The sequence below is a fragment of the Neorhizobium sp. SHOUNA12A genome (assembly GCF_023006505.1).
Taxonomy (GTDB): Bacteria; Pseudomonadota; Alphaproteobacteria; order Rhizobiales; family Rhizobiaceae; genus Neorhizobium.
Window position 1 is genome coordinate 1 of sequence record NZ_JALBGV010000094.1, and the last position, 20,374, is coordinate 20,374.

Below are 20,374 nucleotides of genomic sequence, written 5' to 3' on the forward strand. Positions count from 1 at the left end.
CGGGGAGCGGCAGGCCGCCGCGCGGCCCGCGCAGGCAACGGTCCCGGTCTTTCCTTGCCCTATATCACCCGCAAAATCGGCGTCTACGAGGTGCTGGACGAGGAGGGCCTTACCCTCATCGAGCGCAATGCGGATCTCATCCTCGAAGAGATCGGCATCGAATTTCGCGAGGATGAGGAGGCGCTCGAACTCTGGGCAAAGGCGGGTGCCGACGTTCGGGGCCACCGGGTGCATTTCCCCAAGGGCCTCTGCCGCGAACTGCTGAAGACAGCACCGAGCGAATTCACCTGGCATGCTCGCAATCCGGAGCGCAATGTCCAGATTGGCGGCAAGGCGACCGTGTTCGCGCCGGTCTACGGACCTCCCTTCGTGCGCGACCTCGACGGCAAGCGCCGTTACGCGACGATCGAGGATTTCCGCAATTTCGTGAAGCTCGCCTATATGGCGCCATCGATGCATTCGTCGGGCGGCACGGTCTGCGAGCCGGTCGATGTGCCGGTCAACAAGCGGCATCTTGATATGGTCTACAGCCATATCAAATATTCCGACAAGCCGTTCATGGGATCGGTCACCGCGCCGGAACGCGCCGAAGACACGGTTGCCATGGCGAAACTGGTATTCGGCGACGAGTTCGTCGAGAACAATTGCGTCACCCTGAACCTCATCAACGCCAATTCTCCGATGGTGTTCGACGGCACCATGCTCGGCGCGCTGAAGGTCTATGCGCGACATAACCAGGCCTCGGTCGTGTCGCCATTCATTCTCTCGGGTGCCATGAGCCCGGTAACGGTGACCGGCACGCTGACGCAGATCCTTGCCGAAGTACTGGCCGGTGCTGCGCTGACGCAGCTGATCCGCAAGGGCTCGCCGGTGCTGTTCGGTACATTCGCAGCGTCGATCTCGATGCAGTCCGGCGCGCCGACATTCGGGACCCCGGAACCGTCGCTGGTCTCTTATGGTGCGGCGCAGCTCGCCCGCCGCCTCGGCCTGCCGTTCCGCACCGGCGGTTCGCTCTGTGGCTCGAAGGTGCCCGATGCCCAGGCGGCGCACGAATCGGCCAATACGCTGAACACGACACTGCTCGCCGGCACCAACTTCGTGCTGCATGCCGCCGGTTGGCTGGAGGGTGGCCTCGTGTCGTCCTATGAGAAATTTATGATCGACCAGGACCAGCTCGGCATGATGCAGAAGATGGCGCAGGGCGTCGATCTGTCCGAAGAAGGCCAGGCGCTCGACGCGATCCGCGAAGTCGGCCCCGGCAGCCATTATCTCGGCTGCGCCCATACCCAGGCACATTTCCAGACGGCCTTCTATCGTTCGGCGCTGATGGACAACAATTCCTTCGAACAGTGGGAAATCGAGGGCGAAAAGCGGATCGAGCAGCGCGCCAACGCGCTCTGCCGCTCCTGGCTCGACAGCTACGAAGCACCGCCGCTCGATCGCGCGATCGACGAGGCGCTGCTGGCGTTCATCAAGGATCGCAAGGATTCGATGCCCGACGCCTTCACCTGAAGAGAGCCCGATGCCGCCAGGGAGCAAGGCGGTGCCCGGCTGGTCGCCGATTTTATCCAGGAAGGGGTCTGGCGACCGCATTACCGATACCAGGGGCCTCGGTGAGGCCGCCTTCACCGGTTCTCGACGAGATTGCCGCGGGGCTCGAACCCCACGGCATCCTGATCCGCGGCGTGGTGAATTTTGGACCGGGCGAGGGGCCGTTACTGGGCGACGGCACGCTTGCCAGGTCCGTCGTATTGCTCGGCAATGTCGGCGGTTCGATCTGGCCGTCGTTCACGGAATGGCGAAAAGGCCATGACGGTCCCGATCCCCTCGACACCTGGTCGAAGTTTCTGATCCGGCCGTTCGCCGAACGGCTCGGAGCCGCTGCCTATTTCCCCTCCGATCCGCCCTGGCAGCCGTTCCAGCAATGGGCGATGAGGGCTGAAGGTCTGAAGTCTTCGCCGCTCGGCATCCTTATCCATCCGCAGTTCGGGCTCTGGCACGGTTATCGAGGCGCTCTGGGTTTTCCGTATGCGATAGAGATTTCGCCTGATGAGGCCGAGCATCCTTGCGAGAGCTGCGCAGAAAAGCCCTGCCTGTCAGCCTGTCCCGTCAACGCGGTCGGCTTGTCGGGCTTCGATATTCCTCGATGTCACGCCTATCTTGCAAGTGACGCGGGCAAGGCGGTCTGCATGATTTCCGGCTGTGCGGCCCGCAACTCCTGTCCGGTTGGCCTGCAATACCGCTACCCGCCGGGGCAGCTCCGGTTCCATATGGAAGCGCTGGTGCAGTGAGCTTAAAAATTTTTTCTTGGGATACCCCAAGGAATTTCCTGAACGAAACGTCTAAGCTCTTAAGCGACGGAAAAGCGGGCGGGCAAGTGAGCGCGGAAATCCTCGATAAGGCATGCCAAGGCGACCGCAATGCGTTCTCAGCGCTCGTCGAAGCGCATTACGATTTCATTCATGCCGTCGCCTGGCGCTGGTGCGGCACGGAAAGCGATGCGGAAGACATCGCCCAGGACGTCTGCATCCGGCTGGGCAAGGCGATCCGCAGCTTCAAAGGACAGTCGGCGTTCCGCACCTGGCTCTACACGCTGACGCTGAACGCGGTGCGCGACCATCAGCGCCAGTCCTCCCGTCGGAGACGGGATCAGGACCGGCTTGCAAACGATCCGATCTTCTTTTCGCATCTGCAGCCGGAGGAGGACGATCGCGGCGACTGGCTATGGGCGGCGGTGCGCCGCCTGCCGGAAAAACAGCGGGATGCGGTCCTGCTGGTCCATAGCGAGGGTCTGTCCCATGCGGCTGCGGCGGGCATTCTCGACTGCAGCGAAAACACGGTCTCCTGGCATCTGCACGAGGCGCGTAAACGATTGAAGGACCTTCTGAAGAAGGAGGCGGTTTGACCATGACGGACGAATTCGACCAGCTCGGCAATTTGGCCCCGGCGCCCCGCGCTTCCGATGCGACACGCGCCCGTGCGCTTGCCGCCGCCATGCAGGCCTTCGACGAGACGGAAAAAAATGCGGCGCGCAGCAAAGGAAGTTCCTGGCGGCAGCGTCAAAGCTCTGTTCTCAATAGGATCTGGAGCATCCGCATGGTTACCCAACACCGTTATCTCGCAGGCTCCGCACTTGCGACGATGCTGATCATTCCGACGGCTGCCCTGCTGACATTCGAACTGACGCGCGGCAACCTGCCGAGCTCAGGGCAGGTCGCGCTGCCGCAAGTCATAGACGCACCGAAGCCCGTGGCGGAGAGAGTGCCGGTACCATCGGTCGCGAAGCCGGCCGAACCGCAGCAGGAAGCCGATCGGAAGGCCTATGCCGCACCGTCGGTTCAATCCTCGAAGCAGAGGGATTTTAGCTCCGCGGATATTGCCCGCCAGCTGAAGAAGCAGGAGGCAAATGGCGGTGCGGCCAAGCGGAGCGCTGCGCCCAGCCCATCGGTTGCTCCCATGCCGGCGCCCCCGGTGATGGCCGAGCGCGCGGCACCGATGGCCGCTGCTCCCCGTTATGCGCCAACTGAGCGTGAAATCCTGCCGCCGCTCGAAGAAACCCGCGACCGTTTCGCCAACGCGGACACCAACCCGGTCAAAAGCGTCGCAATCGATCCGGTTTCGACCTTCTCCGTCGACGTCGATACCGCCTCCTATGCGTTTGCGCGGCGCTCGCTGATGGAAGGGCATCTGCCCGATCCCGACAGCGTGCGGGTCGAGGAGATGATCAACTATTTCCCCTATGACTGGCCTCGGCCGCAGACGGCGGACGAGCCCTTTCGCACCACCGTCACCGTCACGCCCACTCCGTGGAATACGGGAACGCGGCTGATGCATGTGGCGATCAAGGGGTTCGAAACCGCGCCGGCCTCGCAGCCTGCCGCCAATCTCGTTTTCCTGATCGACGTCTCCGGCTCGATGAACGCGTCCGACAAGCTGCCTTTGCTCAAAAGTGCCTTCCGCCTGCTGGTGAGCAAATTGAAGCCGGAGGACAAGGTGTCGATCGTCACTTATGCCGGCAATGCCGGAACGGTGCTGGAGCCGACCTCCGCTCGCGAACGGGACAAGATCCTCGTCGCAATCGACAATCTACGGCCAGGCGGTTCGACGGCCGGGGCTGAAGGCATCGATGCGGCCTATCGGCTGGCGCGCCGGGCTTTTATCCAGGGCGGCGTCAACCGGGTGATGCTGGCGACTGACGGCGATTTCAATGTCGGCGCTTCCAGCGACGAAGACCTCAAGCGCCTCATCGAGCAGCGCCGCAAGGACGGTATCTTCCTGTCGGTTCTGGGTTTCGGCGAAGGCAATCTCAACGACAGCCTGATGCAGACGCTCGCCCAGAACGGCAACGGCACCGCCGCCTATATCGACACGCTGGCCGAGGCGCAGAAGGCGCTGGTCGAGGAGGCTGGTTCGACGCTTTTCCCGATCGCCAAGGACGTAAAAATCCAGGTCGAGTTCAATCCGCAGCAGATCTCGGAGTATCGTTTGGTCGGCTACGAGACTCGGGCGCTGAAGCGCGAGGATTTCAACAATGACCGGGTGGATGCCGGCGATGTCGGGTCCGGTCATGCGGTTACGGCGATCTACGAAGTAACGCCGAAGGGCAGTGCCTCGGCACTCAACGACCCGCTGCGCTACGGCCCGGCCGCACCATCCGCGCCGGTTGCTGTCTCCGACGAAATGGCCTTCGTCAAAATCCGCTACAAGCAGCCGGATGGCGACAGCAGCAAGCTGATCACCACGCCGGTCACCGAGATGAATGCGGTGCGCGACTTCGCCTCAGCACCTAATGATGTCCGGTTCTCGACGGCGGTGGCCGCCTTTGGGCAAAAACTGCGTGGCACCGATGCGCTCGACGCCTATCCCTACCGCTTGATCCTCGACATGGCGCGTAATGCCCGCGGCGAGGATGCGTTCGGATATCGCGGCGGGTTCCTCGATCTGGTGCGGCTCGCCGAGACCCTCGACCGCCGCTAGGCCGTCTCAATCAAACCTTGGGATAGGCCCGCTCCAGTCCGCCGGAGCGGGTCAGCCCGTCGCGAAAGGCGGCATTAGCCGGATGCTGGCTCGATTTCGCCGCTTCCATCAGCCGGATCTGCAGCCGGGCAGGGGCGGTGCCGCCGATCCATTCGCCGCATTTCTGCAGCTTCAGCGAATTCAGGAATTTTGCTTCCGAAGCCTGGTCGAGATAGAGATGCAGGCCGTCGAGCAGCAGATCGTCGGATGTCGGATTGTCCATCAGCAGGGCCAGCCAGGATTGGTTCTCGATCGAGAAACTCGCAAGGCTTTCCGCTACCGTTTCCCGGCTGCCGATCGGCGATATGTTTGCCATGTCTCTATCCTTCAGCCCTCACGCGTCAGCCGCGACGGCGACGTCTTTCCCGGCCGGAATCTCCGCCCGATTCGCTGGCGGTCTTATTGCGCAGCGGGCCGATCTTGTCGACGATTTCCTCGATCGTCGGCCGCGGCCGGGGGGTGTAATCGTCGAGTGCGGCACGCATGGCGGCCAAGTGTTCGCAGGACGTGCCGCAGCATCCGCCGATGATTCTTGCCCCGGCATCGCGGGCAAGCCGCGCATATTCCGCCATCAGCGGCGGCGTGCCGGAATAGAAGATTTCCGAGCCGCGGAATTCCGGAATGCCGCAATTGCCCTTGACGATGGTGACAGCGTCAGGATCGGCGGCTGTCATGTCGAGCAGGCTGGACAGGATATCGGAGGCGCCGACGCCGCAATTGGCGCCAGCCGCGACCGGGCCTTCGCCGACATCCTTTGCCACGCTGTGGATCTGCTTGGGATCGAGGCCCATCATCGTCCTGCCGGCCGTGTCGAAAGAGCCGGTATAGGTATAGGGCAAGCCGACCTGGACGGCCGCTTCGGCCGCTGCGCGGATTTCCTCCGGCGCGGACATGGTCTCGATCCAGGCGATATCGGCGCCGCCGGTCTTCAGGCCCTCGATCTGTTCCGCGAAGGCGGCGACTGCATCCTCATAGGTCATGGCGCCGAGCGGTACGAACAGTTCGCCGGTCGGACCGACCGAACCGGCGACGATCACCTTGCGGCCCGCTTTGTCTGCCACCTTGCGGGCGATCTCGGCGGCAAGCCTATTAAGTTCGTGCACCCGGCCTTCCGCCTTGTGCAGCTTCAGCCGCTGGCGCGTGCCACCGAAGGAATTGGTGAGGATGATATCGGCGCCTGCGTCGACGAAATCCTGATGCAGCTTCTCGATCTTCTCAGGCGCGGCCTCGTTCCACAGTTCCGGCGCTTCGCCGGCTTCCAGGCCCATGGCGAAGAGATTGGTGCCGGTCGCGCCGTCAGCCAGCAGCACGCCCTTCTCGGCCAGAAGTTCGGTCAGTGCGTTGGCGGTCGGCATGGGCGCTCCTTGCAATAGCGATCAATCATATAAAGAAATCTTTATATGATTTCAAGCCGCGGCCACGCGCGCCTCTTCGCGACGCCGGCGGCTCCAGCAGCGCCCGCCCGAATGGCCGGCTCAGAGCGACGCCTTGATCTTATCGGCGATGTCGGGGGCCAGCCATTTGGTCCAGATGTCCGGACTGGTTTCGAGGAAATGTTTGGCGGCAGCCTCGTTGGTGCTCTTGTTGGCCTCCTGCCAGGCGAGCACGCCGTTGACCGTCGCATTGCTCCACTTGCGCCTCTTGATATAGTCCATCGCAACCTCGGCCTTTTGAGCAAACTGCTTGGTCACCAGGGTGAAGGCCTGCGAGGTCGGATAAGAGTTCACCTTGGGGTTCAGGCAGTTGGGGACGGCGGTGCAGGCGTCCCAATCGGCCTTGTCGTGCGGCACGCCGAAGGAGAGCTTCACCATCTCGTATTTGCCGAGGAAGGCGGTTGGCGCCCAGTAATAACCGAGCCAGCCGGTCTTCTTCTCGAAGGCGGCGGCGATCGATTGGTCGAGGCCTGCCGCCGTGCCGGTGTCGATCAGGTCGAAATTCTTCTCTTTGCCGCCGAGAGCCCTGAAAAGATTCGCGGTCGAAATCTGACAACTCCATCCGGACGGGCAGTTGTAGACGACGCCTCTGGCCGACTTCTGCGGAGCCGGAAAGAGATCCGGATGGGCGAGCGCCTGCGCGACCGTCTTGATGTCCGGATGCGAGTCGGCAAGGAATTTCGGGATCCACCAGCCCTCGACGGCTCCATCCGACAGGATTTCGGCGCCGATCACCAGGCGGCCTTCGGCAACGGCCTTGTCGAGGGACGTGCGGACGGAGTTGATCCAGAATTCCGGTGCGAGGTCCGGCTGGCCCCTTTCGTTCATGGATGTGAAAGTCGGAAGCGTGTCACCCGCGACGAGTTCGACGGTGCAGCCGAAACCCTGTTCCAGGATGATCTTGTCGAGATTGGCGGCGATGCCGGCTGAGGCCCAGTTCATTTCGGCGATCGAGACTGAACCGCAGTCCGCCGAGGCTGACCCTGCGAAAGCATAAAGACCGGCGGCGAAGACCGTGGAAGCGAGGATTTTTTTCATTTTGAGACCTCCCGGCCGTTTCCTTTCAGTGTTGACTTCAGCAGAGCGCAAGATGGTGATCAACCGATGGAGGCAGTTTCAAGCAGCCCTGCGAAGGATCTACCACATCCGCATTTGCGGCAGCTTTTCACAGATACTGCGCATTTATATGTCAACTCAAATCACGGTAGGGTTTCGGGATCAGAAATCAACACGCGCGACCTGGGATCATTTATCCACGGCCCATTTTTAGGGAACCGCAAGGAAAATGAGAAAATCGCGTGACTTCCGGAGTTCACTAACCATCCGGTAAGAATGTCGCGTTATTGCTTTTAATGCGGGCGGTTAGCTCGCGCCTGGCGCCGGATCAGGTAGTGCGTACCGGTTGCCCTCGCTGTCCGATGGCGGGCCTGCTTTATTGGCCCGCGGACGCTTCATCTTCCGATTGTTGTAGAATTCACGATTGTCATATTGGCTCGTGGGCCTTTTGGCACCTGCGTGGATTTGCGGTCAAAATCGGCTGGCCGAGCCCGGTCAGCCGAGGCCTTTCGTCGGTGAGGCTTGAATACGGCAAGCGGGTATCGGTTGACACCCGTGCTTTCTGACGGCACCATTTGACCGTAATGCTAATCCAGAGACATCATCACCAACAGGGCCGGACGCCTCCTGTCTACGAATCGTCCGGTCCCCTCTGGTTCAGGCCATTTTCTCCATGACACGCAACGGTCACGTCACCCTTGTCCTCGGCGGCGCCCGCTCGGGCAAATCCGGGTTTTCGGAAAGGCTTGCCCAAGAGAGCGGCCTGGAACGGCATTACGTTGCCACCGGTCGTGCCTATGACAACGAGATGCGCGAGCGCATCGCCCGGCATCGCGTCGATCGCGGAGACGGCTGGACCACGCACGAAGTGCCGCTCGATCTGGTGGAGCGACTGACCGACATCGATGCGCCGGGGAGGGTCATCCTCGTCGATTGCCTGACGCTCTGGCTCACCAACCTGATGATGGACGAGCGCGATATCGACACTGCCGCCGCCGCATTCGTGCGGCAGTTCGAAAGCCTCTCAGCGAAACTGATCGTCGTCTCCAACGAGGTCGGCCTCGGCATCGTGCCGGACAACAGAATGGCGCGGGAGTTCAGAGACCATGCCGGAAGGCTGCACCAGCGGATCGCGGCATCTGCCGACGAGGTCTTCTTCGTCGCCGCCGGTCTGCCGCTCAGGATGAAGAGCTAGAAGCCGAGCCAGACGCGGACGGGATGGGTCGGGTCGGCGAGCAGCTTCAGGGCGAGCGCCAGGCAGGAGATGACAAGCAGCGGCTTGATCAGCTTGGCGCCGTTCTTCATGGCCAGCCGCGAGCCGACCTGGGCGCCGAGGAACTGGCCGACGCCCATGATCAGGCCAATCTTCCAGAGTACGGACCCGGTTGCCGCAAAGACCAGGAACGAGCCGAAATTCGAGCCGAGATTGATGAGCTTGGTGTGGGCGGTCGCCTTCAGCATGCCAAAACCGGCGAGCAGTACGAAACCCAGCATGTAGAAAGAGCCGGCACCAGGCCCGAAGATGCCGTCATACAGGCCGACCAACGGGACGATCGTCACCCCGAACACCAAAGGCGTCACCCGGCGGTGACTGTCGATATCGTTGAGATTGGGCTTGATGGCGAAGAACAGCGCGATGGCGATCAGCAGGAACGGGATTGCCGCGGCAAGCCAACCCGCCGGCACCAACGACGCGAGCGCGGCGCCGACGGCCCCGCCGATCAGCGACATCGCCGCCATCGGCAACTGACTTTTTAAGTTCACGTGACCTCGCCGCGCATAGGCAATCGTCGCGGATGCCGATCCGAACTGCGACTGCAGTTTGTTCGTAGCAAGCGATTCGAGCGGCGGGATGCCGGCGATCAGCATGACCGGAATGGTGATGAGCCCACCACCGCCGGCGATCGAATCGACGAAACCAGCAAAAATCGCGGCAAGAAACAGCAGGAAGAGGAATTGGAATGCGAGGTCGGTCAAGGGGAGGAGACTCTGTCAGGGGAGGCGCATCCGGACGGGTGCGGCGTGCTTCTCGCATCGAACCGCGTTGACCGCAACCATCTCCAGCGGAACTCCAGCCATGTTGCTTCCGGGATTGCGCATCATTGGTTTGGCGTTATTGTGCGCGGCTTTCGAAGAGCCGAACGAGGAAAGCACATGCACAAGGTCATTTTCGATACGGACCCCGGCGTTGACGACGCGATGGCGCTGCTCTTTCTGCACCGGCATCCTGAAGTCGACCTGATTGGCGTCACGACCGTTTTCGGCAATGTGTCACTTGATCTGACCACTCGCAATGCGCAGTTCCTGCATCAGGAATGGGGAATTTCCGCGCCGATCGCCAGAGGCGCCAACAGGACGATCGATCCGTTGCGAAGCGACGATCGCGCCGCTTCCGTCGTGCACGGCCTTGACGGTCTCGGCAATATCGGCCTGCCGGACACGATAGACTGGCCGCTCGACCCGCGTCCCGCCTACCAGTTCATCATCGATACCGTCCGCGACAATCCGGGCGAAGTGACGCTGATCGCCGTCGGCCGCATGACAAACCTGGCGCTGGCGCTGCAGGCCGATCCGGATTTTGCCGGCCTCGTCAAGGAAGTCATCGTCATGGGCGGCGCCTTCGATGTGAACGGCAATGTCACGCCGGCAGCGGAAGCCAATATCCATGGCGATCCGGAAGCCGCCGACATCATCTTCACCACGCCCTGGAAGGTCACCATCGTCGGGCTCGATGTGACGCTGAAGACGATCATGACGGGGGAGTATCTTGCCGACATGGCCAAGTCGGGCGAAAAATCGGTGCAGCTGCTCTCCGACCTGTCGCAATATTACATCGAGTTCTACAAGAGCCGGGTCGGCATTTCCGGCATGGCGGTACATGACAGCACAGCTTGCGTCTATCTGGTGCGGCCGGACCTCTTCATTCTCCGCAGCGGCGCGGTGCGGGTCGTCTGCGGCGGCATTGCCGACGGCGAAACGATCCAGGCCCCCGACAGCGGCCGCAAGTTCGTCGGCACCGCCTGGGACGGTCAGCCGAGCCAGTGGGTGTGCACCGACGTCCGATCGGGCGAGGTTCTGGAGGTGATCCGCACCGCGCTGGTCGAGAGCCGAGCTTCCGGTGCCTAGGCGATTGCTGTTTAGGCAACAGTTCCGGTGCAAATTTTCACGCGGGAACACGAGGCCATTGGCATTTGTGATCGATTTCCCTATGTGGAACCTTGATTTGGATATTCGACAAAGGACATGGGCGTGACAGCTACATTCGATAAAGTTGCCGACATCATCGCTGAGACCAGCGAAATCGATCGCGAGACGATCACGCCGGAAAGTCACACGATCGATGACCTGGGCATCGATAGCCTGGACTTCCTGGATATCGTGTTCGCCATCGACAAGGAATTCGGGATCAAGATTCCGCTGGAACAGTGGACCCAGGAAGTCAACGAGGGCAAGGTTTCGACCGAAGAGTACTTCGTCCTGAAGAACCTGTGTGCCAAGATCGACGAGCTGAAGGCGGCCAAGGGCTGATCGTCAACGATCATCCCGGGCCGGCAAACTCATGCTGCTCGAATATTTCCAGATGATCGACCGCGTCGAAGCGGTCGATCTTGGGGCCAAAGTGTTGAAGGCGCGGTCTGTCGTGCCTTCCAAAAGCCCTGTCTTCGAAGGCCATTTTCCCGGAATGCCGCTGGTGCCGGGCGTGCTCCTGATCGAGACCATGGCGCAGGCCTCCGGTTTCCTGGTGCTTGCCGCTACCGATTTCGCCGCCATGCCGTTCCTGATGTCGGTCGACGGCGCCAAGATGCGCGCCTTTGTGGAGCCCGACGCGGTTCTCGACATCGAGGCGTTTCTGGAGCATGAGGGGTCCGGTTACGCGGTGACCAAGGCAAAGATCACGTGTAACGGCAAGAAGGTCTGCGACGCACAGCTTAAACTGCGCACCATGCCGTTCAGCGAAATCCCGCTGGCGCCGGTCATCCGCAAGCGCGCGGAAGAGGTCGGCCTGATGGATGCGATTGCCGCAAGCGCATAAAAGCCTGCCCGTTCAACCGGTGGGTCAAAGAGGACATTATGAAGTCTGACAACGATGTCGTGATCACTGGTATCGGGATCGTCACCAGCCAGGGCGTGGGCAAGGAGCCGCATATCGCGCTCCTGTCGTCGTCGGAAGCGGGTGCCCCGAAAGTCGAGATCGATCGTTTCGCGCCGTATCCGGTGCATCCGATGCCCGAAATCGACTGGTCTGCGCAGATCGCCAAGCGTGGCGACCAGCGCCAGATGGAGAACTGGCAGCGGCTCGGCGTGTTTTCCGCAGGCCTTGCGCTCGACGACGCGGGCCTGAAGACGGATGCGGAAGCCTGCGCTTCCATGGACATGATCGTGGCCGCCGGCGGCGGCGAGCGCGACATCAAGGTCGATTCGCTGATCGTCGACGAAGCGCTGAAGCGCAACGACCGCGAAATGCTGCTCAACGAGAAGCTGACGACCGAGCTTCGCCCGACGCTGTTTCTGGCCCAGCTTTCCAACCTGGTTGCCGGCAATATCTCGATCGTCCACAAGGTCACCGGTTCGTCGCGCACGTTCATGGGCGAAGAAGCGGCCGGCATTTCCGCCGTCGAGACCGCCTTCCATCGCATCAAGGCGGGCCAATCCACCCACAGCCTGGTCGGCGGCGCCTTCGTCGCCGAACGGGCCGACATCATTCTTCTGGTCGAAGGCATCCAGGCGCATGCGACGGGTGGCTGGCATCCGCTCTGGTCACGCTCGACCGACAATGGCGGCGGCATGATCATGGGTACGGTCGGGGCCTTCCTGGTGCTCGAATCGCGCGCCCATGCGCAAGCGCGCGGCGCCCATATCTACGCTGTCATCGATGCAATCGAGGGCGATCGCGGCAATCGTGACGAGGGTCGCCTCGAAAAGCGCATCACCCGTCTCGCCGGCCACGCTTCGGGCATTTCCAAGGCTGATACGATCGTGTTTTCGGGCGCGAGCGGCGTCGTCGATCTCGCGATGCGGGAGAAGGCGCTGCTGGAGACCGAATTCCCCGGCGCTGCGATCCGCGGATTTGGCGGCGTCACCGGCCATGGCATGGAAGCGCAATTCCCCTTGGGTCTGGCCCTTGCGGCATTGACCTTGGATGGCGCGGCAAAAGTTCCCACATTCGATGCCCAGAACGAAAAGCCGATGACGGCGCCTGCCAAACACGCAGTGGTGACGACGGTCGGTTATACGCGCGGCGAGGGCCTTGCAGTCCTCTCGGCCGCGTAAAGGAGATTTTGATGAGCGACAACCGCTTCAAGGATCATCTCGGCCGTCCGATCATCGCGATCACCGGCATGGGCGTCATTACCTCGCTCGGCCAGGGCCTTGCCGACAACTGGGCGGCGCTGACCTCCGGCACCTCCGGCATCCACAAGGTGACCCGCTTCCCGACCGAGGGCCTTTCCACCCGGATCGCAGGCACGGTGGATTTCATTGCCGTTCCGGCCGAAAACTCTGTCGAACGTTCCTTCGCTTTTGCCCGCGAGACGACGGTCGAAGCGCTTGCGCAGTCGGGTCTTTCCGGCGATTTCGACGGACCGCTCTTTCTTGCCGCACCGCCGGTCGAGCCGGAATGGAGCGATCGTTTCGCGCTTGCCGACCGCGCTCCGCCGTCGAAGGCCGAAGGCGACGCCTATGACCGTTTCCTCGCCGCCATGCGCGAACGTCCCGATCCGGTCTTCCTCGAAGCCGTGCAATTCGGGTCGATCTCCGAACGCCTCGCCGACAAGTTCGGCACGCGCGGCCTGCCCGTGACCCTCTCGACGGCCTGTGCCTCCGGTGTCACCGCCATCCAGCTCGGCGTCGAAGCGATCCGTCAGGGCCGCACCGATCGCTCGCTGGTGGTTGCGACCGACGGTTCGGTCAGCGCCGAAGCACTGATCCGCTTCTCGCTCCTCTCCGCACTCTCCACTCAGAATGATCCGCCGGAAAAGGCGTCAAAGCCGTTCAGCAAGGACCGCGACGGGTTTGTCATCGCCGAAGGCGCGGCGACGCTGGTGCTCGAATCGCTCGAATCGGCCATCGCCCGCGGCGCCAAGGTGCTCGGCATCATGAAGGGCTGCGGCGAAAAGGCCGACCATTTCCACCGCACCCGTTCTTCGCCTGACGGCGGCCCGGCGATTGCGACGATCCGCGCGGCGCTGGCAGACGCCGGCATGGACGAGGGCAGCATCGGCTATATCAATGCGCATGGCACCTCGACGCCGGAAAACGACAAGATGGAATATGGCGCGATGCTCGCCGTCTTCGGCGATCGGTTGAAGGAAATTCCGGTTTCCTCCAACAAGTCGATGATCGGCCATACGTTGACTGCGGCCGGCGCCGTCGAGGCCGTCTTCTCCATCCAGACGATGCTGACCGGTACGCTGCCGCCGACCATCAACTACACCAACCCCGATCCGACGATCGTGCTCGACGTGGTGCCGAACAAGAAGCGGGACGGGCAGCCGAAGGCGGTGCTTTCCAACTCATTCGGCTTCGGTGGACAGAACGCCAGCCTTGTCATGACGCTGGAACCAGCTTAGAGACCGTCGCCAATCACGTTTGACGAATTGGGACGCCTCCGGGCGAAGGAAGACCTATTATGCGCGCTCTGCAACTGATCGATGACCGGAAGCTCGAAGCGGTGGACATTCCCGAGCCGGAAGCCCCCGGCCCGGGCGAGGTAACGCTGCGGGTCAAGGCCGTCGCGCTTAACCATATCGACGTCTGGGGCTGGCGCGGCATGGCGTTCGCCAAGCGCAAGATGCCGCTGACGATCGGAGCGGAAGCCTCCGGCGTCGTCGAGGCGATCGGGCCGGGCGTTTCGAACGTCCTGCCCGGCCAGCTCGTGTCGATCTACGGCGCGCGCACCTGCGGCCTCTGCAAGCCCTGCCGCGAGAAGCGCGACAATCTCTGCGAACACGTGTCCGGCGTGCACGGCTTCCACCTTGACGGTTTCGCGCAGGAAAAGGCCAATTTGCCGGCCCGCCTGCTCGTGCCGGCACCCCCGGGCGTCGATGCGATTGCCGCAGCGCTGGCACCGGTCACCTTCGGGACCGTCGAGCACATGTTGTTCGACAATGCCAAGCTGCAGCCGGGCGAAACCATTCTGGTCCATGCCGGCGGCTCCGGCATCGGCACGGCGGCGATCCAGCTCGCCAAGAAGATCGGCTGCACGGTGATCACCACGGTCGGTTCGGACGACAAGATCGAACGGGCCAAGGCGCTCGGCGCCGATCACGTCATCAACTACCGCACCGACCGGTTTGAAGGCGTCGTGCGCAAGCTCACCAAGAAGAAGGGCGTCGACGTCGTCTTCGAACATGTCGGCAAGGATACCTGGGCCGGCTCGATGCTGTGCATGAAGCGTGGCGGCCGCCTCGTCACCTGTGGCTCCACGTCCGGCATCTCGACCGACATGAACCTGATGATGCTGTTCCAGCAGCAGCTGAAGCTGTTCGGCTCCTTCGGCTGCCGCATGGAGAACATGGCGAATGCCATGCAGAAGATGGCTCAGGGCATTGTTCATCCGGTGATCGACACGGAAGTCACCTTCGCCGAGATCGACAAGGCGCTGGAGCGGATGGAAACTCGCCAGGTGTTCGGCAAAATCGTGCTCCGGATGGACTGAGGCGTCTCCTTTGAAGATGTTCCTTACCCGGATCGCTCTGGCGCTACTCCACTTCCAGCAATGGCTGGTGGCGCAGAGCGCGTTCGGGCTCTTGAATTTCCTGAAGATTTTTCCGGCGGATCCGGGCATCCGGTTCGCCGACCGGATGGCGCGGCGCATCGGGCCAAAGCTCGGCCGCCACAAGCTGATGCTTGTCAATCTGCGCAACGCCTATCCGGAAAAGACCGACGAGGAACTTGAGCAGATCGCCATAGCGAGCTGGGGCCATATGGGCCGGCTCGCCGCCGAATACGTGTTCCTCGACCGGCTGTTCGATTTCGATCCGGAACAGGAGAAGCCGGGCAGGGTGGAAGTCTCCGGCATTCCGATCTTCGCCGATCTTCGTGACAATCCGCGTCCGTTCATCGTCTTCACGGCCCATACAGGCAATTTCGAACTGCTGCCGGTCGCCGGCAATGCCTTCGGCCTCGAAGTGACGGTGCTGTTCCGGCCGCCGAACAATCCCTATATCGCCGACAAGGTGTTCGCCTTCCGTAGCGCCCGCATGGGCCAGCTGGTGCCATCGCATGCGGGCTCTTCGTTTGCTCTGGCGCGTAAGCTCGAAACGGGCGGCGGTGTCGGCGTTCTGGTGGATCAGAAATTCCGCAAGGGCCTCAAGACCAGCTTTTTCGGCCAGCCCGTCCAGACGAGCCCATTGCTCGCAAAGCTGGTTCGGCAGTTCGATGCCGAAGTCTATCCGGCTCGCTGCATCCGACTGCCGGGCAATCGTTTCCGGCTCGAGATCGAACCGAAGGTAGAACTGCCGCGGGACGCCAACGGCAAACTCGATCTCCAGGCGACCGGGCAGCTCCTCAACGACAAGGTGGAAAGCTGGGTTCGCGAATATCCCGAACAGTGGCTCTGGTACCACGACCGGTGGCATATCAAGCGCTATCTCTAAGCAGATTTTGAGATTTTTCTGACCGCATTACTGCAATTTTACTTTAAGTCACCGGCTATAAATCGGGTCTGCTTTTGAGGAATAAATTAATCTGAATCGCATTGGATATTGGAGGCGCCGATCTTGAGGAACGATCGGCGATAATCTCCGGCACGAGGGGGAGGGCATTTTGGAAGCGTTGATCGATCTGTTTTGGTCAAAATATGCCGATCTACGGCAGGCCGTCGAACGCAATGACGATAACGCAACCGCTTCGCTCGATCGTGACCTCGATCCGCTTCTGCTCGCTGTGTTTTCGAGCCAGAGCAAGGATCCGGCCAGCATTCAGGCGCAATTCCGCTTTGCACTCGACCTCTTGAACGAAGAGGCCGATGACCGCGGCTGCGTCCGCCGCAACGGTCATTTGCTGCAGATGCTTGTGGAACGCTACGTCGTTCAGGAGACCGGTCTGTCGGCCAATCGCCGTCCGGAGCCGGAATCGCTCGATCATGGTGTGATCGCCGATGCGACGGCAGACGGTTTTCTCGACGACGCTCTGCTCAATCGGATTTCCGACCGTATCGTGGTGATCGCGCCCGGATATCGGATCTTCTACTCCAACGAGACCAACGCTCGCCGTCTTGATCTCGATCGCGACGCGCTGATCGGCCGGCATTTTGCTGAATTCGTCGGCCTTCACCGTTTCAAGAACGATTTCAAGCCGAACCTGGATCGCTGCTTTGCGGGCGAGAGCATATCATTGACTTACGCCGATCAGACCGACGGCCAGACAGTCGTCGTCCGTTGCCGCATGTCTCCCTGTGTTTCTGGCTCTTCACAACTGATCGGCGCGCTCCTGGTCATGCAGGAAACAGCCGACCGCCGCCGGCGTCCCGCGGCCTGACCTCTATCTGTCGGACCAGATAGCCAGCTCGTAGCCCTCCGGATCGGCGAAATGGAAACGCCGGCCCCCGGGGAACGAGAAGATCGGCTTGACGATCCGGCCACCAGCTTTACCGACCCGCTCAAGGGCATTTTCCAGGTCGTCCGCGAAAAGAATGACGAGTGGGCCGCCTTTGGCTGTTACGTCCGTCGACTTCGCAAAACCGCCCGTCAGCCTTCCGTCCTGAAACTCGCAGTAGTCCGGTCCATAGTCCGTGAAAGTCCAGCCGAAGGCCGAGCCGTAAAAAGCCTTGGCGGCTTCGACGTCCTTCACGTTGAACTCGATATAGTCGATCTTGCGATCCGCTCCCTTGGTTCCCATCGGGCCCTCCTATTTGGTTTCTTCCAGCAGATTTTTCAGCGCCCTGAGATCCTTCCGCACATGGGCGGCATCCGCCTCGAAAGCCGAGTTGTCGAGGTCCGGGCGCTGGAACAGCGTGAACATGATTTCCGCTCCATCACCGTTCGCCACGACGCGCAACGGGTTCTCGACCACGAGACCGTTTTCCATCGTCACCGTGTGGTCGAGGATGCCGAATGGATTGTCGGGCGAGAACCGCACGCGCACCAGGCCGACCGGTCCGCCGTCGCCGATCCAGTGGTCACCGTCACGGCTAAGCCCGGCGGCAAGGCCGGATGCCCAGAGCGGCATGTTTTCAGGCTGGCTCGCGAAGGCGTAGACGTGCTGCCAAGGTCTCTCGATGCCGATATGAATTATACGGGCGGGCAGGGTGGTCATGGTAGCCTCCTCAGTTTCCCCTCGGTCTATCCGAAGAGAAATGACGGTTCTTGAACAAAACGGACAATCAGCCGCAGATCTGTCTGCGGATTTCCCAAGGTGTAAAGGTCGTCAGCTCCTTCACATCGCGCGTCATGTGCGCCTGATCGGCATAACCGGCTTCAAGCGCGAGAGTGGCGAGATTTCCGGATGCGGACTGGCGGACCATGCGAAGAAAGCGCTGGAGGCGAAGAATGCGCTCGAGAGTTTTCGGCCCATATCCGAAGTGATCGTGGCTCTGGCGGCGCAAGGTGCGTTCGCCGAGTGCCTGCGTTGCCGACGTGCCATGCAGCACGCCGCTGCCGAGCTCATCAAAGAGCATTCCCATCGCGTTTTGGGGCTCGGCGGCCAGTGATGCCTCTCCTGCCGCCCAAGCCTCGAACAGCCGCCGCCTTACAATTGGGCAGTTTGCTTCGGCAAGCCGCTCCTCTACCGTCCGGACGTCGTCCCGGAGCTCGCGGAGCGGCACGGCTCGTCCGACCAGCTCGCGGAGCGGCACGTCGAGCCAATGCAGGGCAGTACCCGGCCTGAAGCGCAGGCCGAGGATGGTTTCACCGGGGGCGAGGGCAGGGAAGGCGGCAGTGCGGTCAGGGCCGATCACCATCAGTTGACCGCCAGCCCAGATCAGGTCGCAGCAGCCGTCCGGCACGACAGCAATCTGTCTCTCGAACTCCTGCGGCAGGCGATGCGACCAGACGCGGCAAAACAGCCTCGAGAGCGGCCCGTGCGCCGGCCGCTCTCGGTAAGTGCCGGCGCGCATTGCCAATATCGGGGTGTCCGTGCTCATATCTTCGGCCACATTCATACGCTTGTTGTCGCATCCGAATTGGGCAGTCGCAAGACGTCGGCACGGCGGAGAAAACGGTGGCTGCGTCGCCGCGACGAAGACAGAGTGTCATGGAAATTTAATCGTTTAGCGTCGCCATCGCCTTGCCGTTTCCCTATATGAATGCGACAACACCCTCGAATCTCAATATGGAGGCACTTCCGTGGAACAGGCAGAAATCGGCCTTATCGGGCTCGGCGTCATGGGCTCTAACCTCTCGCTCAACATTGCCGAAAAAGGCAATAAGATCGCCGTCTTCAACCGGTCTCCGGAAGCGACCCGCAAGTTCTACGCCGAGGCCGGCGAGCTGCAGGGCCAGCTTGTCCCTTGCGAGACGCTCGAAGAATTCGTCGCCGCCATCCGCCCGCCGCGGCCAATCATCATCATGATCAAGGCCGGCGATCCGGTCGATCAGCAGATGGAGCTTCTGAAGCCTTACCTTTCGGCCGGTGACATCATGATCGATGCCGGCAATGCCAATTTCCGCGACACGATGCGCCGCTTCGACAATCTGAAGGACAGCGGCCTGACTTTCATCGGCATGGGCGTTTCCGGCGGTGAAGAAGGTGCGCGCCACGGTCCGTCGATCATGGTCGGCGGCACCGAGGAAAGCTGGAAGCGCGTCGAGAAGGTGCTGACCTCGATCTCGGCAAAATTCAACGACGAGCCCTGCGTTGCCTGGCTCGGCGAAAACGGCGCCGGCCATTTCGTCAAGACCATCCATAACGGCATCGAATATGCCGACATGCAGATGATCGCCGAAATCTACGGCATCCTGCGCGACGGCCTCGGCATGAGCGCCTCCGAAATCGGCGACGTGTTCGGCAAGTGGAACGAAGGTCGCCTCAATTCCTACCTGATCGAGATCAGCCAGACGGTGCTGAAGGCAGCCGATCCGATTACCGGCAAGCCGATGGTCGACATCATCGTCGATGCCGCCGGCCAGAAGGGCACCGGCAAGTGGTCGGTTATCGAAGCCCAGAACATGGGCGTTGCCGCGACCGCCATCGAAGCTGCCGTCGCCGGCCGTGTCCTCTCGTCCCAGAGAACGGAACGCCTGGCTGCCGAAAAGATTTTTGGCCTGCCGAAGGTCGCGGAAGCGCCGAAGGACAAGGCTGCCTTCATCGCGGATCTTGAAAGCGCGCTGCTCGCCGCCAAGATCGCTGCCTATGCGCAGGGTTTTGCGGTCATGTCGGCCGCCTCCGCCGAATATAACTGGAACCTGCCAATGCCGACGATCGCCAAGATCTGGCGCGCCGGCTGCATCATCCGTTCGGCCTTCCTCGACGAGATCACCTCGGCCTTCACCAAGGATCCGCATGTGGCGAACCTCATTGTCACGCCGGCCTTCGCGCAGATGGTCAAGGACACCGACGCTCCGCTGCGTCGCGTTGTGTCCTACGCCGCGCTCTCCGGCCTGCCGGTTCCGGCGCTCGCCTCGGCGCTCTCCTATTTCGACGCCTATCGTCGCGGCCGTGGCACGGCGAACCTCATCCAGGCGCAGCGCGACTTCTTCGGCGCCCATGGCTTCGACCGCCTCGACGGCGTCGACAAGCATCACGGCCCATGGGGCAGCGGCCTTAGCGAATTTGCCTGATCATTGATCCGCGCAACGCAAAACGCCCGCCAATCCGGCGGCCGTCAGACTGCTGACAAACCCCTGGCGTGGTCCGGGGGTTTGTGATTCATTGGGACATGTTGAAGAAACCTGCCCCTTGCCAGACGGCTCTTGAGATGGTGACGCTCG

The 20,374-nt window shown here is 61.8% G+C and carries 21 protein-coding genes; 14 read left to right on the forward strand and 7 right to left on the reverse strand.

The features are described from left to right. From MOV63_RS27525 to MOV63_RS27540, 4 genes are all read left to right on the forward strand, one after another. Nucleotides 1-1,512: trimethylamine methyltransferase family protein (locus MOV63_RS27525; protein ID WP_247038684.1), on the forward strand; the 1,512-nt coding region annotated here is incomplete at its 5' end. Nucleotides 1,513-1,613: 101 nt separating this feature from the next. Continuing rightward, nucleotides 1,614-2,291, forward strand: coding sequence for a ferredoxin (locus tag MOV63_RS27530; RefSeq protein WP_247038686.1), 678 nt, complete (start codon nt 1,614-1,616; stop codon nt 2,289-2,291). Between the two features lie 86 nt (nt 2,292-2,377). Next, entirely contained in the window at nt 2,378-2,905 is a 528-nt protein-coding gene (locus MOV63_RS27535; protein ID WP_247038688.1) for an RNA polymerase sigma factor, read from the forward strand. 2 nt (nt 2,906-2,907) lie between these two features. Further along, the gene (locus MOV63_RS27540; protein ID WP_247038690.1) at nt 2,908-4,977 is read left to right on the forward strand and encodes a VWA domain-containing protein; all 2,070 of its coding nucleotides are present in this window, start codon (nt 2,908-2,910) and stop codon (nt 4,975-4,977) included. A 10-nt stretch (nt 4,978-4,987) separates the two neighbouring features. Here MOV63_RS27540 and MOV63_RS27545 read toward each other — a convergent pair whose 3' ends face one another. The 3 genes from MOV63_RS27545 to MOV63_RS27555 all read right to left on the reverse strand — a co-directional run bounded on the left by MOV63_RS27545 (nt 4,988) and on the right by MOV63_RS27555 (nt 7,487). Then, the gene (locus MOV63_RS27545) at nt 4,988-5,332 is read right to left on the reverse strand and encodes a hypothetical protein (RefSeq protein ID WP_247038692.1); all 345 of its coding nucleotides are present in this window, start codon (nt 5,330-5,332) and stop codon (nt 4,988-4,990) included. Nucleotides 5,333-5,357: 25 nt separating this feature from the next. After that, the gene (gene bmt, locus MOV63_RS27550; protein WP_247038694.1) at nt 5,358-6,371 is read right to left on the reverse strand and encodes a betaine--homocysteine S-methyltransferase; all 1,014 of its coding nucleotides are present in this window, start codon (nt 6,369-6,371) and stop codon (nt 5,358-5,360) included. A gap of 120 nt (nt 6,372-6,491) precedes the next feature. Then, the gene (locus MOV63_RS27555) at nt 6,492-7,487 is read right to left on the reverse strand and encodes an ABC transporter substrate-binding protein (RefSeq protein WP_038543277.1); all 996 of its coding nucleotides are present in this window, start codon (nt 7,485-7,487) and stop codon (nt 6,492-6,494) included. Nucleotides 7,488-8,178: 691 nt separating this feature from the next. Between MOV63_RS27555 and cobU the strand changes: the two genes are divergently transcribed. Then, a complete protein-coding gene (gene cobU, locus MOV63_RS27560) occupies nt 8,179-8,700 on the forward strand; it encodes a bifunctional adenosylcobinamide kinase/adenosylcobinamide-phosphate guanylyltransferase (RefSeq protein WP_247038696.1) in 522 nt (173 codons plus the stop codon). Here the strand turns inward: cobU and MOV63_RS27565 are convergent. Next, on the reverse strand, nt 8,697-9,482 hold the full coding sequence (locus MOV63_RS27565; protein ID WP_247038698.1) for a TSUP family transporter: 786 nt from the start codon (nt 9,480-9,482) through the stop codon (nt 8,697-8,699). The two genes, cobU and MOV63_RS27565, sit on opposite strands and share 4 nt — an antisense overlap. Nucleotides 9,483-9,659: 177 nt before the next feature. Between MOV63_RS27565 and MOV63_RS27570 the strand changes: the two genes are divergently transcribed. The 8 genes from MOV63_RS27570 (at nt 9,660) to MOV63_RS27605 (ending at nt 16,985) form a co-directional block, all read left to right on the forward strand. Next, nucleotides 9,660-10,631, forward strand: coding sequence for a nucleoside hydrolase (locus MOV63_RS27570; protein ID WP_247038700.1), 972 nt, complete (start codon nt 9,660-9,662; stop codon nt 10,629-10,631). Between the two features lie 117 nt (nt 10,632-10,748). Then, nucleotides 10,749-11,033 (forward strand): acyl carrier protein, encoded by a 285-nt coding sequence (locus MOV63_RS27575; RefSeq protein ID WP_092662234.1) that lies wholly within the window; start codon nt 10,749-10,751, stop codon nt 11,031-11,033. Between the two features lie 31 nt (nt 11,034-11,064). Then, a complete protein-coding gene (locus MOV63_RS27580; protein ID WP_037082199.1) occupies nt 11,065-11,538 on the forward strand; it encodes a 3-hydroxyacyl-ACP dehydratase FabZ family protein in 474 nt (157 codons plus the stop codon). Nucleotides 11,539-11,576: 38 nt separating this feature from the next. Next, nucleotides 11,577-12,776 carry a beta-ketoacyl-ACP synthase gene (locus MOV63_RS27585; protein WP_247038702.1) on the forward strand — a complete coding sequence of 400 codons (1,200 nt, stop codon included), beginning with the start codon at nt 11,577-11,579 and terminating at the stop codon, nt 12,774-12,776. An 11-nt stretch (nt 12,777-12,787) separates the two neighbouring features. Next, nucleotides 12,788-14,074 (forward strand): beta-ketoacyl-ACP synthase, encoded by a 1,287-nt coding sequence (locus tag MOV63_RS27590; protein ID WP_247038704.1) that lies wholly within the window; start codon nt 12,788-12,790, stop codon nt 14,072-14,074. Nucleotides 14,075-14,133: 59 nt separating this feature from the next. Next, a complete protein-coding gene (locus MOV63_RS27595; RefSeq protein WP_038543266.1) occupies nt 14,134-15,162 on the forward strand; it encodes a zinc-binding dehydrogenase in 1,029 nt (342 codons plus the stop codon). A 10-nt stretch (nt 15,163-15,172) separates the two neighbouring features. Then, nucleotides 15,173-16,102: a lipid A biosynthesis lauroyl acyltransferase gene (locus MOV63_RS27600; RefSeq protein ID WP_038543264.1), complete on the forward strand. Its 930-nt coding sequence runs from the start codon at nt 15,173-15,175 to the stop codon at nt 16,100-16,102. Between the two features lie 169 nt (nt 16,103-16,271). Beyond that, nucleotides 16,272-16,985, forward strand: coding sequence for a PAS domain-containing protein (locus MOV63_RS27605; protein ID WP_247038706.1), 714 nt, complete (start codon nt 16,272-16,274; stop codon nt 16,983-16,985). Nucleotides 16,986-16,988: 3 nt separating this feature from the next. Here the strand turns inward: MOV63_RS27605 and MOV63_RS27610 are convergent, their stop codons facing one another. The 3 genes from MOV63_RS27610 to MOV63_RS27620 form a co-directional block, all read right to left on the reverse strand. Then, nucleotides 16,989-17,345: a VOC family protein gene (locus MOV63_RS27610; protein ID WP_038543260.1), complete on the reverse strand. Its 357-nt coding sequence runs from the start codon at nt 17,343-17,345 to the stop codon at nt 16,989-16,991. Between the two features lie 9 nt (nt 17,346-17,354). Further along, entirely contained in the window at nt 17,355-17,762 is a 408-nt protein-coding gene (locus tag MOV63_RS27615; RefSeq protein WP_247038708.1) for an SRPBCC family protein, read from the reverse strand. Between the two features lie 67 nt (nt 17,763-17,829). Then, on the reverse strand, nt 17,830-18,588 hold the full coding sequence (locus MOV63_RS27620; RefSeq protein ID WP_247038711.1) for a helix-turn-helix domain-containing protein: 759 nt from the start codon (nt 18,586-18,588) through the stop codon (nt 17,830-17,832). Between the two features lie 202 nt (nt 18,589-18,790). On the opposite strand from MOV63_RS27620, the gene gndA reads away from it, so the two are divergent. Further along, on the forward strand, nt 18,791-20,224 hold the full coding sequence (gndA, locus tag MOV63_RS27625) for an NADP-dependent phosphogluconate dehydrogenase (RefSeq protein WP_247038713.1): 1,434 nt from the start codon (nt 18,791-18,793) through the stop codon (nt 20,222-20,224). The last annotated feature ends 150 nt before the right edge of the window (nt 20,225-20,374 follow it).